The organism is Pseudomonas sp. EU05-FHT14B02, assembly GCF_058791055.1.
The window spans coordinates 151,923-168,247 of record NZ_JBYTDD010000001.1; the positions used below are offsets into that span (position 1 = coordinate 151,923).

Below are 16,325 nucleotides of genomic sequence, written 5' to 3' on the forward strand. Positions count from 1 at the left end.
CGTCAACGATAACGCGTGTTTACAGGATAAACGCGGTGCCCTTGAGTCCATCGCGAGCAAGCTCGCTCCTACAGTGTTCGGGTCAGTTCGTGTCAGCTCGCTTCAGTTTCCCGAATCAGCTTCTTGTTGATCTTGCCGACGCTGGTCTTGGGGATTTCGGCAACGAACTTGAACTGCTTTGGAATCGCCCATTTGTTGATGCGCCCGCCGTCGACGAAAGCTTGCAAATGCGTCTCCAGAATCTTGCGATCGAGGTATTGCCCGGGCTCGCAAACGACCATGGCCATCGGGCGTTCGCCCCATTGTTCGTCGGCAATGCCCACCACGGCGACAGACATCACGCCCGGGTGTTCGCTGATCAGGCTTTCCAGTTCCAGGGAGCTGATCCACTCACCGCCGGTCTTGATCACGTCCTTGATGCGGTCCTTGATTTCCACGCCGCCCAGCTTGTCGATCGAGGCCATGTCGCCGGTGTGCAGCCAGCCGTTGTGCCACAGCTCCGCGCCTTTGTCCGGGGCTTTCAGGTAGCCCTGGGTCAGCCACGGCGCGCGCACCACGATCTCCCCCAGGGATTCGCCGTCGTGGGCCACGTCATTGCCGTCGGCGTCGATGATTTTCAGATCGACCATCGGCACCGGCGTGCCGGTCTTGATGCGGATCGGCAGTTGGGCTTCGGCGGATAGCTGCAAGTCTTCGTCGCGCAGGTAAGTCAGGCACAGCAACGGGCAGGTTTCCGACATGCCGTAGCCGGCATGCACCACCATGCCTTTGGCACTGGCTTCGCTGGCGATGCCGAGGGTCAGCGCGCTGCCGCCAAGGAGCATTTTCCAGCCGTCGAAACGGGTCGCCTTGCCTTCCTCGCAGTTGAGGATCATCTGCAGGATGGTCGGCACGCAGTGGGAGAAGGTCACCTTCTCTTCACGGTAGAGCCGGACCAGGCTGTTCGGTTCGTAGCGGCCCGGATACACCTGCTTGATGCCCATCAGGGTCGCGACATACGGCACGCCCCACGCATGCACGTGGAACATCGGCGTGATGGGCATGTACACATCGTCGGAACGCAGCAGCGGCTGGCCCTGATAGGCGCCCAGGGTGCCGACGGCGTTCAGGGTGTGCAGGACCAGTTGGCGATGGCTGAAGTACACGCCTTTCGGATCACCAGTGGTGCCGGTGGTGTAGAACAGCGTGGCGACCGAGTTCTCGTCGAAGTCGGGGAAGTCATACTGGTCGGTAGCCAGGGACAGCAGGTGCTCGTATTCGCCCAGCACCGGCAACGTGGTGCTCGGCGCCGTGTCGTCCGTGAGCTGGAGGAAGCCCTTGACGGTGGTGAGCCGGTCCTGAATCTGCTCGACCAGCGGCAGGAAATCATCATGCACCAACACCAGGTCATCCTCGGCGTGGTTCATGGTGAACAGCACCTGCTCCGGCGACAGGCGAATGTTCACCGTGTGCAGCACCGCGCCGATCATCGGCACGGCGAAGAAGCATTCCAGGTAGCGGTGGCTGTCCCAGTCGAGCAAAGCAACGGTGTCACCGGCCTTGACCCCGGCTGCGGTCAGCGCATTGGCCAGGCGGCGAATACGCTTGTTGAGGGTCTCGTAGCTATAGCGCAGCTTGTCGGCGTAGACGATTTCCCGGCCCGGCTCGTAGCGCACGCCGGACAGCAGCAATTGCTTGATCAGCAGGGGGTAGGCATAGGCGCCGTCGGCGGGCGGAATTATTTTTGTCGCCATCATGTTTAAGGTTCCTTGTCCTTACGATCAGAACTGATCGGCTTGCAGCTCGTAGAGGCAGTCGCTGCCGGCCTTGGCCGATGCGCTCAACGAGTGGATACGCGGCAGCAACCGGGCGAAGTAGAAACGCGCGGTGGCCAGTTTGCTGGTGTAGAAATCGTCCTCGGCATCGCCGCTTATGACCGCTTTGGCCATACGCGCCCACATGTAGGCGTATGCGGTGTAGCCGAACACGTGCAGGTACTCGACCGAGGCCGCGCCGATTTCGTTCGGGTTGTTTTGTGCCCGGTCCAGCAGCCACGCGGTCAGGTCGTCGAGAGTGTCGACGGCGGCGTTCAGCGGTTGGATGAACTCGGCAAGGTCAGCGCCAACGTTGGCGGTGAAGTTGCGGATTTCCGAAGCGAACAAGCGGTAGAGCGCCCCGCCGCTGCCGACGATCTTGCGCCCGGCCAGGTCCAGGGACTGGATGCCGTTGGTGCCTTCGTAGATCTGGGTGATGCGCACATCACGCACCAGTTGCTCCTGACCCCACTCACGGATGTAGCCGTGGCCGCCGAAGATCTGTTGGCCATGGAGGGTGGTTTCCAGGCCCATGTCGGTGAGGAAGGCCTTGGCCACCGGCGTCAGCAGCGATACCAGATCCTGCGCGCGCTGGCGTGTCGGAGCGTCTTCGCTGTACTTGGCGATGTCCAGTTGCAGGGCCACGTAGCTGGAGAACGCACGGCCGCCTTCGTTCAAGGCTTTCATGGTCAACAGCATGCGGCGCACGTCCGGGTGCACGATGATCGGGTCGGCGGCCTTGTCCTTGAATTGCGCACCGGTTGGCGCACGGCTTTGCAGACGGTCACGGGCGTATTCGACGGCGTTCTGGTACGAGCGCTCGCCTTGGGCCAAGCCCTGGATGCCCACGCCCAGACGCTCGTAGTTCATCATGGTGAACATAGCCGCCAAACCTTTGTTCGGTGCGTCGACGATCCAGCCGGTGGCGCCGTCGAAGTTCATCACGCAGGTGGCGGAGGCCTTGATGCCCATCTTGTGTTCGATGGAGCCGCAGGACAGCGCGTTGTTTTCACCCAGCGAACCGTCGGCGTTGACCAGCACTTTCGGCACCAGGAACAGCGAGATGCCTTTCGGACCAGCCGGTGCATCGGGCAGCCGCGCCAGTACCAGATGGATAATGTTTTCCGTCAGGTCGTGCTCGCCACCGGTGATGAAAATCTTGCTGCCGCTGACTTTGTAGCTGCCATCGGCCTGGGGTTCGGCCTTGGTGCGGATCAGGCCCAGGTCGGTGCCGGAATGGGCTTCGGTCAGGCACATCGAACCGGTCCAGGTGCCGGCGTACATGTTCGGCAAATAGGTGGCTTTCAGTTCTTCACTGGCGTGGGCCTTGATCGACAGGCAGGCGCCGGCGGTCAGCATCGGGTACAGGCCGAACGACAGGCTGGCCGAGTTGACCATCTCTTCGACCTGGGCCGAAATCGCCTTGGGCATGCCCATGCCGCCGTACTGCGGATCACCGCCGACACCCACCCATCCGCCTTCGGCGAAGGCCTGATAGGCCTGGGCAAAACCGTCCGGGGCGGTGACCACGCCGTCGTTCCAGGTGCAGCCCTGTTCGTCGCTGGCACGGTTCAGTGGCGCGATCACTTCGCCGCTGATCTTGCCGGCCTCTTCGAGGATGGCGGCGGCGGTCTCTTCATCGATCACGTCGGCCAGGCCGGGCAATTGTGCCCAGAGCCGGGACACCTGGAAAACCTCGTTGAGTACGAAGCGCATGTCGCGCAGGGGAGCTTTGTAATCAGACATCTTGGCTTACTCGGAAGTGGTCACGGCATGGGGCATGCCGGGACGTTCAGTGGATTCGGTGTTTTCGGTTGCCGCGACAGAAGCGGGCTGAGTTGCCCGTTCGCGCAGCAGGAAGTACGACAGAGCGGGAATCAGGATCAGCGCGCCGAGCATGTTCCACAGGAACATGAAGGTCAGCAGGATGCCCATGTCGGCCTGGAACTTGATCGGCGACCAGACCCAGCACACCACACCAGCGGCGAGGGTGATGCCCACCAGCCCGACCACGCGGCCGGTGAAGGACACCGCATTGCGATAGGCCTGGGACAGCGGCAAGCCCTGGCGCTGGAAGTGCAATTGCACGCTGAGCAGGTACAAGGCGTAGTCGACGCCGATGCCCACCCCGAGGGCGATCACCGGCAAGGTTGCGACTTTTACGCCGATACCCATGGCCACCATCAACGCTTCGCAGAGGATCGAAGTCAACACCAGCGGCAACAGGGCCACCAGTGTGGCGCGCCAGCTGCGGAAGGTGATCAGGCAGAACAGCGTCACCGCCGCGTACACGTACAGCAGCATGGTGCGGTTGGCTTCGCGCACCACGATGTTGGTCGCGGCCTCGATCCCGGCGGTACCGGCGGCGAGCAGGAACTGGCGATCCTCGCTGCTGTTTTCCTTGGCGAACTTGTCGGCAATCGCCACCACGGCATCGAGGGTTTCCGCCTTGTGATCCTTGAGGAAAGCGATCACCGGCATCAGCGAGCAGTCGGTGTTGAACAGCTCCGGCGAGTTGACCGAGGCTTGCTGCGCGGCGTAGTTGAGCACGTCCTGATTGCGCTGGATGCTGTTGAGCTTGGGGTTGCCTTCATAAGTACCGGCAGTGATCTGCCGTACCGCGTTGACCAAGGACGCGGTCGCCTGCACGCCCGGATACTGTTGCAGCTCCCAGGCCAGGCGGTCGGCCAGCACCAGGGTCTTGTAGTTCAGGCAGCCTTCCGGCGCGGTCTTGATCATCACCGCGAACAGGTCGCTGGACAGCGCGTAGTGGCTGGTGATGTAGGCGTTGTCGCGGTTGTAGCGCGAGTCGGCGCGCAGCTCCGGCGCCCCGCTTTCCAGGTCGCCGATCTTCAGGTTCAGGCTGACCATGAAACCGCCAATGCCCATCAACACTGCGACCAATACGGCACCGGTGGCCCACTTGCGCGTGGTGAAGCGGTCGAGCAGGTCCCACAGTTTGCCGAAGCCTTTGTGGTGTTCGGCGCGGTTGTCGATTTTCAGCGCACGCTCGGCGGCTTTCGCGCCCACACCGACATAGGACAGCGCCACCGGCATCAGCAACAGCGAGGTGAAGATCAGCACCGCGACGCCGATGCTGGCCGTGATCGCCAGGTCCTGGATCACCGGAATATCGATCAGCATCAACACGGCGAAGCCCACGGCATCGGCCAGCAACGCGGTGACACCGGCGATGAACAGACGGCGGAAGGTGTAGCGCGCAGCGATCAGTTTGTGGGTGCCGCGGGCGATGTCCTGCATGATGCCGTTCATCTTCTGCGCCGCGTGGGACACACCGATGGCGAAGATCAGGAACGGCACCAGCACCGAGTACGGATCGATGGCGTAGCCGAGCCAGGCGACGATACCCAGTTGCCAGACCACCGCGACCAGCGAGCAGCCGACCACCAGCAGGGTGCTGCGCACGCAACGGGTGTAGGCGTAGATGATGATCAGCGACGTGACGACGGCCAGGCCGAAGAACATCATCACTTGAATGAGGCCGTCGATCAGGTCGCCCATGAGTTTGGCGAAGCCGATCACCCGCACCTTGTAATGACCGGTGCCTTCGACCCCGGATTTACGCGCAGCGCTGTCACCGGCGTATTCGATCTTGTCGCGCAACTGCTCTTCGAGCATCTGCGAGAAGGCGTGGTAGTTGATGCGTTGACCGCCGGCGGCGGCTTTGTCCATCAGCGGCACGATCAGCATGGTCGACTTGAAGTCGCTGGCTACCAGGCTGCCCACCACACCGGCGCGGGAGATGTTCTGGCGCAACTGTTCGATCTGTTCAGGCTGCCCCGAATAAGTGTCGGGCATCACCGGACCACCCTGGAAGCCGTCCTCGGTGACTTCGGTCCAGCGCACGGCCGGACTCCATAGCGACTTCATCCACGCACGGTCGACGCCTTCGGTGAGGAACAGCTGGTCGTTGACCTGCTTGAGCACGTCCAGGTATTCGGGGTCGAAAATATCGCCCTGGGTGTTCTCGACCACCACGCGCACCGAGTTGCCCAGACCGCGCAGCGAAGCGCGGTTTTCCAGGAAGTTCTGGATGTAAGGCTGGCTCTGGGGAATCATTTTTTCGAAGCTTGGGCGCAACTCCAGGCGAGTCACGGCCATGAAGCCCAGCACCACGGTGGCGAGCGCCATCAGCAGCATGAACAGCGGACGGTAGTTGAACACCAGCCGCTCGAGGAGGTTGCCGGAGCGGTGGTCGAAATCCCGCAGTTCGCGGATCACCGGCATGGCGTCTTGTTTGATGTTGCCCATGTCTGGGTTCTCGCTCTTAGGGTTCGAGGGCTGGATCGGCGGACAGCGTCCGGGCACCACGGCTGCCTGCCAGCACCAAGGCGCCATCGGCGGACTGGGTGGCGCCGGCGACCGGGGTCGGTGCCGGTTGCTGCTTCAGACGCAACTGCGCGCCCGTCCCTTGGCTGACCAGCATCTGCCCGCCCTGGGTGAACAAGCGATAATCGCCACGGGCATCGATCAGGCCCGCGGTGATGCTGACGTGCAGGCCGGTGTCCAGTGCGGTCCAGCTCTGGCCGCCGTCGGTGCTGCGCAGCACGTTGCCGCGCAGGCCATAGATCAGCACTTCGCCAGGCTTGCCGAGCACGCCGAAGAAGCTGCCTTGATAAGGCGTCGGTACCGCATTGAAGCGTTGGGCGCTGTCGTCCCATTTGAGCAGCAGGCCTTGCTCGCCCGCGATGTACACACTGTCGCCGGTAGAGGCGATGGCGTTGAGATGGAAACCCTGGGGGTTGTCGGTGCGGTCCTGGAATGGCGTCCAGGTCAGGCCACCGTCGTCGGTGCGCAGGATCAGGTTGAATACCCCGACCACATAGCCGGTTTTGTCGTTGGCGAACCAGACGCCGAGCAGCGGTTTGTCCGCGCCCTGATCGGCTAGTCGTTGGCCTTCCATGGCCAACTGGGGCCATTGCTCATTGCCCGGTTCGGCGCTGGCCAGCGCCGTGTAATGCTTGACCAGCAAAGCGCCGATCTGACGACCGTCGAGTTGCTTCTGCCAAGTCGCGCCGGCGTCGCTGCTGTGCAGCACCACGCCGTCATTACCCACCGCCCAGCCTTGGGTGGTGGTCGGAAAATTCACCGCAGTGAGGTCGGCACTGGCCGGTACGGCGGCCTGTTGCCAGTGGTTTCCCGAATCATCGGAAAACAGAATATGGCCACGCTGGCCGACGGCAATCACACGCCCGCCGGCGCGGGTCATGCCGGACAACGGGCTGTTTATCGCCAAGGCACTGACTCTGGCGGGCAGGTCCAGTACATCGACGTAATCGGCCGCATGGGCGATGCCCTGCAACAGGCCGAGCACAACGCCAAACGCCAGCTGCAAAATATTATTTTTATACGAACACATACTGCGTCCTCTTCGGAAAACCGCGCCGGGCCACACATCGGTGTGCCTGACGTTTAAACCTGGCGCCCTGCAGGTCATGCCGTTGTAGGAGCGAGCTTGCTCGCGATGGTCGTGAACGATTACGCGTGCTGTCTGGATGCCCACGTCGCCCTCTGGTCCATCGCGAGCAGGCTCGCTCCTACAATGCGGTTGGCTTAGCGAATACCGGCGCCGGCCAGGGACTCCGAAGACCACTGGGCCTTGGAGAGCGGCTCGATGTACTTGATGCCGCCGTAAGGGCCGACTACGCCGTTGATGTTGTAGGAGCCACCGACCAGGTCGTAGATCATGAACGGCGTGGAGTCCGGAACCTGCTTGTCATAGCTCTGGCTCAGGAAAGCGAAGGAACCGCGATAGAGCTGACCACGGGCGTCATATTGATCCGAGGCCAAAGCGGTCCAGCTGTCTTCGTCGAGGTAGAAGCGGCGCTTCTGGTAGATGTGACGAGCACCGGCCTTGAGGTTGCCTTCAACGACCCATACACGGTGTTTTTCCCAGCGTACGAAGTCAGGTGACAGGTGATTGGCGGTGGTCAGCGACTTCGGATCCTGCACGTAGGTCAGCTTGTAGGTGTTGTAGGGCACGATCATTTCCTGCTTGCCCACCAGCTTCCAGTCGTAGCGATCCAGCGCACCGTTGAAGACGAACACGTCATCGTAGGTGCCCGCACCGGCGGTACCCGGGTTTGGCGTGTCGTAAGCCAGGCTCGGAGCCAGTTTCACTCGACGCTGCCCCGGCAAGTACTGCCAGGCGCGACGCGGTTGCTGCAACGGGTTGGCAGCATCCTTGAGCATGATCGCCTCACCGGCGCGGCGCGCAGGGCCGGTGTATGCCAGCTTCATCTGGTAGTACACGTCGGCGCTGCTGATCGGCTGCGAGAGGTTTTCATAAATCGGGTAGGAGATGTTCGCTTGCCCGGTGGTCGCCAGGCTTGGAACGCCCGCGGAGTCAACGTTCCAGGAGTCGTACTTGGAGCTAATGCTGACGCCTTGGTAGCGCAACAGGAAGTTCCACATCGCTTCGTTGCCCGACTGCGGAATCGGAAACGGAATGCCCGGCAGCACGTTGTCGATGGCCAGGCCACCTTCCAGGGACTTGGCGCCGCTGGCGTTCTTCACGCCGTTATCCAGAATCGCTTGAGGCAGCGAAACGGTGCGGTGCGTCGGGAACACGTCGACACGGAACGTCGGGAAACGCTTGGCCAGTTCTACCGTGGTCGCCGTGAGCATGCCCTTGTACTGATCGACGTTCTTGCCGTCGATCACCAGTACCGGCTTTTCACTGGCAAACGGGTCCGGGCGCATGCTGTCGCCGGCCTTGAAGCTGGCCGGCGGGGTGGTCAGGCCACCGTTGTAGGCAGGAATGGAACCATCAGCGTTCCCGGCTTTTTCAGCCCCTACCTGTGTCAGGCTGGTGCCCAGCTTGGCAGCTTCCTGGGTTGAAACAGCAGCCTGTGCCTGAGCGGCGAAGACCATGGCCAGCGAAGCGGCCAACACGGTTTTTACAAATTTCATCTTGTTATTCTCCTGCTTGCATTGAGCAAATCAGTGGTGAATCAGAATGTTGTTTTCATCGTCAGGTACACGGCGCCACGGTCCTCAGTCGTGGCACCACCTCCGGAGAAGGACGAGTAGCCACCGGCGTAACAGGCGTAGTTTTCGTTGCCGCTGAAGGCGTTCGGGGTGGAGCCGTCACCGCCCTTGGAGCCGGTGCTCACACCGCTGACGTTGCACTTGTCGGTTTCGCCAAAGGAGTCCACGTACTTCAGGTCGACAAAATATTTGTTGTAGACAATGGCGCCCACGCCCACGGCATAGTTGCCGGTGTCCTTGGCACCGCCACCGGAGACCGGCGACACACCGTCGAGACCGACGTTGACGGACATCGGTGCGTTGAGATCGACACCCGGGAAGACCTGGTACCAGGTCGGTGTGAAGTTGACCGCCAGACCCCAGTTGTCACGAGTCGGTGCGTCGATGCCGCGATAGCTGTCCTTACCCTTGTAGAGCGCTTCGTTCTTGCTATCGAGCTTGAGCAGGTTGCTGTAGTACAACTCGGCAAGCACAGTTGCCTGATCGAACACCGGGGTTTTCGGCAGGGTCATCAGACCGTTGAGCGTCCAGTGCAGGGTGTCGCCTGTGGCGCTCATGCTGTCGCCACGGCTCGGGGTGTCATAGACCACACCGGTGGCGTCCGTACGTGCAGGCAGCAGACCAAGCCCTTGCCCCAGGCCCAGCGGGCTGCGGGTACTGACGATCGCCGGGATACTGGCCAGTGGCATGTTGTGACGAACGTTCAGGTCCGAACCCACGCTCACGCCACCCACGTCCTTGGACAAGCTCAGGCCAAGGATCTTGATGTTGTCGGCATAGGCCAGTTGATAGGTGGCGGTGTCCAGCGAATTGAGGGTGTTGATCACCGCAGGCACTTGCCCCGCCGGACGGGTGCCGTTCGGGTTGGCCGAGGTAATGCCCCTGGCGTCCAGATAGGCTTGAGGCAGGATTTCCGAGGTTTCGCGGTAGTAAACGCCAAGGGTGCCATCCAGCCAGGCCGGCGACCATTTGGCCATGACGCCCCAGTCACCGCTGTCATGCGGAGTCAGGTCCTTGCCACGACGCACATTGGTCAAGGCGTTGCACGGCGCCAGGCCACAACCTAGCGGGCTGCCCGGTACCACGGCGTTGGTGTTGCCCAACAGGAACGATTGCGCGCCGAAGCCGACCAGGTCGGAACCACCGTAATAGGTGCCCGCTTCCGGCAGACGCGCGGCATCCCAATTCAGGAAATACTGGGCACCCACGGTCAGCTCGGGATTGACAGTGAACGACATCGACAACTGGTTACGCGGAACGAACAGTTCCTTGGCCTCGGTACCCGGCGACGCGGCTAGCTTGGCCAGGTCGAGGCCGGACTGGCCATAGCTGACCGAGTGCACCGGGTTGAGAATGGTCTCGCCCCAGAACACGTTGTGCTGACCGGCCTTGGCGCTGAACATCGACTCTTCGCCCACTTCGGTGCTGTAGAACACAAAGGCATCGAGGATTTCGCCCGAAGGACCGCTGTAGTAGCGCTGGGCATAATTGCTCAGGTGCGAGCTGCCGTTGCCGACGTTGTCACGGGTGACCCCGGCCAGGCGCGGGTCATTGGCGATCAGGCCCGAGGTCGATCCATTGCCGTTGACGAACGGGTTGGAGTTGGAGCCGGTGTTGTCATAGGCCTTGTCGTACCAGCTGGCGGCGCTGACGCGAAAGCCCATGGCGTTCTTGTAGACCACGTCCATTTCGGTCAACAGATCGATACGGTTGGTGATGTTGGTCCCGGCCTTGCGGAAGTTGTAGTCGCCGTCGTTATTGTTCGGCGTCCCCAACATGCGTTTGTCGGCGCTTTCGGTGCGTACGCCATAGTTGTACTTGATGGTGTTATCCACGCGGACGTTCCAGTCCGGATTCCCCGTCTCGATCTCGACCGCATGGGCCGCAGGTACCGTTGCCGCGAGAATGGCTGAGGCCAGCAAGGTGTAACGTGGAGCGGTGAAGCCGTGACTCTTATTGTTGTGCATTGCGTTGTCTCCGCTTTTTTGTCTTTGTTTTAAGCGCAGCCGCCCTCGCGCAAACATTGATGGGTTTGCGTTTAAGGAATTAGGGCAAATGCCGGTTGGCGTACTGCCAGTCCAGCTCCTTGTACTAGCGATCCAGCTCCAGGATGAGTGCTTCAGCTTGCTGCCAGTGGCCAAATCCTGCGGCCGGATTGAGGTGGCCGACATCGCCCAGATTGAGCAATTCGGCGCCCCAGCCTTCTGCCAAGCGGGTGACCGCAGGAAGACTGGCCAGGTGATCATTGGTGCTGCCGGCCACGATGCTGCGAAATGGCAGCGGGCCTTGTGGCAGAGGATTCCAGCCCTGGCTACGCAGGGTTTCGGAAGACGGATAGTTTGACGGCCAGACCGCATCGAGGTCCGGTGGCGCGGCCAGCAAAGCGCCCTTGATCGGACGGCTATAGTGCGCAGCCCAGTGCGCGACCATCAGCACACCGGCGCTGTGGGCCACCAGAATCACGGGGCCGTCGATTTGTTCGAGTTCGTGTTGAATCGCCCGCACACGGGCCATGCAATCGAGTTTGTCGGTCTCCAGCGGCGCAACACTGCGCACGTTGCTCAGCCTGGCGGCAAGCAATGTTTGCCAATGTTCGGCCACGTGCTCGCGCAGACCCGGAACGATCAGAATGGTGGCGGCAGTTTGCAGTTTGTCCACGGTCAACACCTTCGCTTTCTCGATAACTCGACTGGCTGTTTTCGCCAGGGGCTTTTTGTAGTGTCGACATTAAAGAGCGCCCACCCGAAGCGCTTTACATTGGACGTCATGCACTTTTCTTTTGATGACAAATTGTCGGACAGCAGGACAGTGCGACCACTGGTCGAAAACCCCCGCAGGTTGGCGCAAGGTCACTGTAATCAACGGATGAGCGCTGATGGCTCCATGCAGCGTAGAAGATTGGTGACCGTATGGCATGAAATCCATCAACGACATGACAACTGTTCAACTGTTGATACGCTGGATATAGTCGCCACGCTCACGCCAACCGCCATCGGCACAGGGAAGACTTTCGCATGACCAAGCTTGTTCGCGCCGCTGTCTTGACCAACTACCTGGAGGTCACCCAGTACCTGGGTTTCAACCCGCGCGACGTGCTGGCCGCTGTCGGCTTGAGCAAGGCCCAATTGCAAGCCCCTGAACACCGCATCCATATCGATGCCGCCGTCCGTTTGCTGGAAGACTCGGCCGCCGCCAGCGGCTGCCAGACCTTCGGCCTGAGCATGGCCGAATCGCGCCAGCTCTCGGACTTCGGCGTGGTCAGCCTGCTGCTCAGCCACCAGCGCACGCTGCGCGATGCCTTGCAGGTCGTAGTGGATTACCGGCACCTGATGAATGACTCGCTGGCCATCTTCATTGAGGAGGCCGGCAAGATGGTGATCATTCGCGAAGAGGTGGTCACTGAAACGCCGATGCCCAGCCGCCAGGCCACGGAACTGGCCATCGGTGTAATGTTCCGGCTGTGCTCGGCCCTGCTGGGCTCACACTGGCACCCCTACAGCGTCAACTTCATGCACCAGCCACCGGACAACCTGCACCTGCATCGCCGGCTCTTCGGCTGCAACCTGGAGTTCGGCAGCGAGTTCAACGGCATCGTCTGCCCTGACATCAGCCTCGACATGACCAACCCCAACGCTGACCCGGCCATGGCCCGCTATGCCCAAGGCTACCTCGACTCGCTGCAAAACCACGAAGGCGCCTCGATGCTGTTCGAGGTGCGCAAGGCCATCTACCTGCTGTTGCCCATGGGGCGTGCCACCATTGAGCAGGTGGCCCAGAGTCAGGGCATGAACGTGCGCACCCTGCAACGCCGCCTCAAGGACGACGGCTGCGCCTTCAACGACGTGATCAACGACGTGCGCCGCGACCTGGTGCTGCGTTACCTGGACAACCCCAACTACTCCCTCAGCCGCATCGCCGACATGCTCGGCTACTCGATGGCGAGCTCGTTTACCCGCTGGTTCATCAGCCAGTTCGGCATGCCGCCGGCGACGTGGCGTGCGCAAAAGCAAACCACCGCCAAACCCCTCTCCGGCCCGAAAGAACACTGAATCGAGCGTGCAAAAAAAACGGCGACTGCTGGTACAGTCGCCGCGAAAGACCGGTGCTTGTAGCACCGGTCTGGAGCCCCACGGCATGAGGAGTCAACGCCGTGCAGCCCTGCCATAAACCATGAGTAATGACGCGTTCAGAGCCCCCAGCGCAGCAACAACAGCACCAGCACGACCAGGAACACCGTCTCCCCCACCATCAGCAGAATCGGCTTGATCCCGACCGCTGCCAGCTCGCGCAAGCGGGTCTTCATGCCCAGGGCACTGATGGAAATCACCAGGCACCAGCGCGACAGTTCGTTCACCGATCCTTGCACCGCAGGCGCTATCCATCCGGTGCTGTTGATGCAGGCCAGAATCAGAAAACCGACGGCGAACCACGGCAACAGCGGCGGGCGCTTGCCGGTCGGATCGGCGCCTTGCATGCGGGTGATCATCGCCGCAGTGACGATCACCGGCAGCAGCATCGCAACGCGCATCAGCTTGACCACCGTGGCCGTGTCGCCGGTCTCGGTCGACATGCTGTAGCCGGCACCGACCACTTGGGCCACGTCGTGGATCGTGGCGCCGAGGAACACACCCGCCACCTGCGGTGACAACTGCAGCCAGTTGGCGATCATCGGATAGATAATCATCGCCAGAGTCGACAGCGCGGAAACGCCGATGACGGTAAACAGAGTCGCTCGCTCTTTCTGCGGGTGGTTCGGCAGCGCCGCTGCCAACGCCAAGGCCGCCGAAGCGCCACAGATGGCCGTCGCGCCGCCGGTGAGCATGCCGAACAGGCGCTGGAAGCCCAGGGCCTTGGCGGCGATCACAGACACGCTGATGGTCACCACCACCAGGATCACCACCAATGCAATCGGCTTCCAGCCCAGCGCGGCCATTTGCTCCAGGGTGATGCGCATGCCCAGCAGTGCCACGCCGATGCGCAGCACCGTGCGGGCGGTGAACTCGATACCGGCCTTGCAGGGACCGTCATCGGCGAGAAAATTCAGGGCCATGCCCAACAGCAAGGCAAACAGCATGACCGGCGCACCGTAGTGCTCGGACAAGAACGACGCGGCAGCGGCCACGATCAGGCTGACGATAAACCCCGGTGCCAGTTCGCGCGTGCGAGTGTGGATACGGGTAAGAGCAATGGCGCTCATGGCGCGGACTCCTCGGATGCGATGACGATAAACGCCTGGCCGTCGATGATCTCGACCGGGTAGTTGGTGACTTTGACCTGCCTGGAGTTGAGCAGGTAGCCGTTGTTCAAATCGAAGCGCAAACCATGGGCGAGGCATTGAATCACCCGACCTTCAAGACGCCCGCCGCATAGGGAAGAGCCCTGGTGCGGGCAGCTGTCGTCGATGGCAAACAACTGCCCATCGACGTTGAACAGCGCCAGGCTTTTGTCTTCGAACTCGAATAGCGCCCGGCCACCGGCCTGCGGGTGCTTACCGGCAGGCACGGGAATGCGCCGGGTCATGCTGGCTGCCGCTCGCGATCACTTTCCTTGAGGGCTTCGGTCATGGCCGCGAGGAGCGCCTGAGCAGGTTGTGCGCCGATTACCGTCATGCGGTTGTCGAACTTGAAGCTCGGCACGCCACTGGTCGCCTCGGGGGATCCTTCAAACGGCGTGGCATCGCCCTTCAGGCAATCGAGCAGCCCATCCGGAACGACGCCGCAGGAGCGGGCAATGGCAAGCAAGGTCTCACGGCAACCCAGGTTTTCACGTCTCAGGAAATAAGCGGCGAACAGTCGTTCGAGCAACATTTCACGCTGACTGGCATTGCCCAGTACGCAGGCACGCTCGAACAAGCGATGGGCGTCCGCGGTGTTGGGCATCGTCTCGATACGACTGAGATCGATGGCCAATCCCACCGCCCCGGCAGCCTGCTGTACCTGATTCTGACGCATGGTCATTGCATCGGCATTGCCCAGGCGCTTGCGGTAGAAATCGGCGAAAGGTTCACCTTCTACCGGTATCTGGGGCAGCAACTGCACGCCATGCCACACCGTGGTGATCTGCACATCCGGGTGGCGACTGCGAAACTGCACCTGCGCATGCTCCAGTTGGCGTTTGCCGATCAGGCACCAGGGGCAGATAAAATCGAAAAACACATCAATACGTAAACGACGACTCACAACTTCACCTCTACCCCGGCTGCACTGACAGGCTCAGGCACGCTCTGACCCTCAAGCCGGGCGATATCTTTTTGGTAATGACACTTGGCATAGAAGAACACCGCTGCCGCCGCGAGGCTGACCAGTGGCACTAATTGGAAAGCGGCATGCAGGCCGATGAGGTCGGACACACGGCCAGTCAGGAACGGCCCGGGTGCCAGCCCCAGCAGGTTATTGGCCAGGGTCAGCGTGGCGAACGCCGTACCGTGGACGGAGTAATGGGTCAGGTTGGCAACCATCGCACCAGCGGGGCCGGTGGTGCCGGTGGCAATCGCCATGCCCAGACAGATCAGCGCCAGTTGCACAGGCCCTGCCGACAATGCGAACGCTGTCGACAGCAACAGGCAACTGCCCAGACAAAAACCAATGGCCAGGCTGACCTTGCGCTCCGGCGAGTTCAGACACAGACGGTCGCTGAGCATGCCGCACAGGATCATCCCCGCACCGCTGCACAACACGATGATTGCCGCCATGCCACCGGCCTTGTCGGTAGGCATGTCGTAGTAGCGGTTGAGGTAGCTGGGAATCCATACCATCACCGTACCGCCGACGAACAACTGCAAGCCGCTGGCGATGTAGGTCGACACCACCGAACGGCTGGACCACAGCGTGCGCAGCGGACGCTTGACCGCGGCAGCCGTCTTGTTCGCAATCTGCGCGGCACGTCGTGGCGCGATGCGCGCTTCCTTGACGATGAGCGGATAGAGCATCGCCAGCACCAGGCCAAACAGCGACATGCCGGCGAACGACCAGCGCCAACCCAGCTTGGCGGCAATCGCACCGCCCAAAGCCATGCCCAACACCGAACCGAACATGCCGCCAGCCATGAAGGCACTGGCCAGGGTGGCCCGCATGTGTTTGGGGAATACCGAAATCACCACCGCGATGCCCACGCTGCCGTAGGCGGCTTCGCCAACGCCAACCATGAACCGCGCAATGAACATCTGCTGGTAGTCCTGAGCCAGTGCGCAACCCAGGGTCGCCACGCTCCACAGGAAAGCCATCAGCGCCAGGCTCTTGACCCGACCGAAGCGGTCGGCCATCAACGACAGGGGAAATGTCAGCAGGCCGACCATCAGGGCAACGATGCCGCTAAGCAGCCCCAGTTGTCCGTCACTCAACGCCCACTCAGTCTTGAGCAGGGGGAATACCGCGTTCAGTACCTGACGCGACATGTAATCGGAAATCAACAGACCGAACGTCAAGGCAAAGACGATCCAGGCATATTGGCGCGCAACGCCGACTCCGCAGGAGTCGTCATCGTCAGCGGCTATTGGGTGAAAGGCCATGCAGCCTCCTCAAG

General features: G+C 61.6%; 12 protein-coding genes. 1 reads left to right on the top strand and 11 read right to left on the bottom strand.

Annotation, left to right across the window (positions count from 1 at the left end; translation table 11 throughout):
* Positions 1–92: 92 nt before the first annotated feature.
* The 7 genes from AC3WTM_RS00660 to AC3WTM_RS00690 form a co-directional block, all read right to left on the bottom strand.
* Positions 93–1,736: a fatty acid--CoA ligase gene (locus AC3WTM_RS00660; RefSeq protein WP_102669169.1), complete on the bottom strand. Its 1,644-nt coding sequence runs from the start codon at positions 1,734–1,736 to the stop codon at positions 93–95.
* Positions 1,737–1,760: 24 nt separating this feature from the next.
* Complete coding sequence (locus tag AC3WTM_RS00665; RefSeq protein WP_102669168.1) at positions 1,761–3,539, bottom strand: acyl-CoA dehydrogenase C-terminal domain-containing protein; 1,779 nt, start codon at positions 3,537–3,539, stop codon at positions 1,761–1,763.
* A gap of 6 nt (positions 3,540–3,545) precedes the next feature.
* A complete protein-coding gene (locus tag AC3WTM_RS00670) occupies positions 3,546–6,065 on the bottom strand; it encodes an efflux RND transporter permease subunit (RefSeq protein WP_102669167.1) in 2,520 nt (839 codons plus the stop codon).
* Between the two features lie 16 nt (positions 6,066–6,081).
* Positions 6,082–7,173, bottom strand: coding sequence for a WD40/YVTN/BNR-like repeat-containing protein (locus AC3WTM_RS00675; protein ID WP_102669166.1), 1,092 nt, complete (start codon positions 7,171–7,173; stop codon positions 6,082–6,084).
* Between the two features lie 194 nt (positions 7,174–7,367).
* The gene (locus tag AC3WTM_RS00680) at positions 7,368–8,726 is read right to left on the bottom strand and encodes a DUF1329 domain-containing protein (RefSeq protein WP_057716322.1); all 1,359 of its coding nucleotides are present in this window, start codon (positions 8,724–8,726) and stop codon (positions 7,368–7,370) included.
* A gap of 41 nt (positions 8,727–8,767) precedes the next feature.
* Positions 8,768–10,771 carry a DUF1302 domain-containing protein gene (locus AC3WTM_RS00685; protein ID WP_102669165.1) on the bottom strand — a complete coding sequence of 668 codons (2,004 nt, stop codon included), beginning with the start codon at positions 10,769–10,771 and terminating at the stop codon, positions 8,768–8,770.
* A gap of 124 nt (positions 10,772–10,895) precedes the next feature.
* On the bottom strand, positions 10,896–11,462 hold the full coding sequence (locus AC3WTM_RS00690; RefSeq protein ID WP_102669185.1) for an RBBP9/YdeN family alpha/beta hydrolase: 567 nt from the start codon (positions 11,460–11,462) through the stop codon (positions 10,896–10,898).
* A 356-nt stretch (positions 11,463–11,818) separates the two neighbouring features.
* Between AC3WTM_RS00690 and AC3WTM_RS00695 the strand changes: the two genes are divergently transcribed.
* Positions 11,819–12,853, top strand: a complete 1,035-nt coding sequence (locus AC3WTM_RS00695; protein ID WP_102669164.1) for an AraC family transcriptional regulator — start codon at positions 11,819–11,821, stop codon at positions 12,851–12,853.
* A gap of 137 nt (positions 12,854–12,990) precedes the next feature.
* Here AC3WTM_RS00695 and AC3WTM_RS00700 read toward each other — a convergent pair whose 3' ends face one another.
* Genes AC3WTM_RS00700 through AC3WTM_RS00715 form a run of 4 tightly spaced genes read right to left on the bottom strand, consistent with a single transcriptional unit; the run spans position 12,991 to position 16,311 of the window.
* Complete coding sequence (locus AC3WTM_RS00700; RefSeq protein WP_102669162.1) at positions 12,991–14,001, bottom strand: YeiH family protein; 1,011 nt, start codon at positions 13,999–14,001, stop codon at positions 12,991–12,993.
* Positions 13,998–14,324: a Rieske (2Fe-2S) protein gene (locus tag AC3WTM_RS00705; protein ID WP_102669161.1), complete on the bottom strand. Its 327-nt coding sequence runs from the start codon at positions 14,322–14,324 to the stop codon at positions 13,998–14,000. The genes AC3WTM_RS00700 and AC3WTM_RS00705 overlap by 4 nt, the downstream gene beginning before the upstream one ends.
* Entirely contained in the window at positions 14,321–14,983 is a 663-nt protein-coding gene (locus AC3WTM_RS00710) for a DsbA family oxidoreductase (RefSeq protein WP_102669160.1), read from the bottom strand. Before AC3WTM_RS00710 ends, AC3WTM_RS00705 begins: the two co-directional genes overlap by 4 nt.
* Positions 14,980–16,311 (bottom strand): MFS transporter, encoded by a 1,332-nt coding sequence (locus tag AC3WTM_RS00715; RefSeq protein WP_102669159.1) that lies wholly within the window; start codon positions 16,309–16,311, stop codon positions 14,980–14,982. Before AC3WTM_RS00715 ends, AC3WTM_RS00710 begins: the two co-directional genes overlap by 4 nt.
* Positions 16,312–16,325: the final 14 nt, after the last annotated feature.

What these genes read in the sequence shown, in the direction of transcription:
- AC3WTM_RS00660 (WP_102669169.1), bottom strand. Translation starts at nt 1,736, where the DNA reads ATGATGGCGACAAAAATAATTCCGCCCGCCGACGGCGCCTATGCCTAC.
- AC3WTM_RS00665 (WP_102669168.1), bottom strand. Translation starts at nt 3,539, where the DNA reads ATGTCTGATTACAAAGCTCCCCTGCGCGACATGCGCTTCGTACTCAAC.
- AC3WTM_RS00670 (WP_102669167.1), bottom strand. Translation starts at nt 6,065, where the DNA reads ATGGGCAACATCAAACAAGACGCCATGCCGGTGATCCGCGAACTGCGG.
- AC3WTM_RS00675 (WP_102669166.1), bottom strand. Translation starts at nt 7,173, where the DNA reads ATGTGTTCGTATAAAAATAATATTTTGCAGCTGGCGTTTGGCGTTGTG.
- AC3WTM_RS00680 (WP_057716322.1), bottom strand. Translation starts at nt 8,726, where the DNA reads ATGAAATTTGTAAAAACCGTGTTGGCCGCTTCGCTGGCCATGGTCTTC.
- AC3WTM_RS00685 (WP_102669165.1), bottom strand. Translation starts at nt 10,771, where the DNA reads ATGCACAACAATAAGAGTCACGGCTTCACCGCTCCACGTTACACCTTG.
- AC3WTM_RS00695 (WP_102669164.1), top strand. Translation starts at nt 11,819, where the DNA reads ATGACCAAGCTTGTTCGCGCCGCTGTCTTGACCAACTACCTGGAGGTC.
- AC3WTM_RS00700 (WP_102669162.1), bottom strand. Translation starts at nt 14,001, where the DNA reads ATGAGCGCCATTGCTCTTACCCGTATCCACACTCGCACGCGCGAACTG.
- AC3WTM_RS00705 (WP_102669161.1), bottom strand. Translation starts at nt 14,324, where the DNA reads ATGACCCGGCGCATTCCCGTGCCTGCCGGTAAGCACCCGCAGGCCGGT.
- AC3WTM_RS00715 (WP_102669159.1), bottom strand. Translation starts at nt 16,311, where the DNA reads ATGGCCTTTCACCCAATAGCCGCTGACGATGACGACTCCTGCGGAGTC.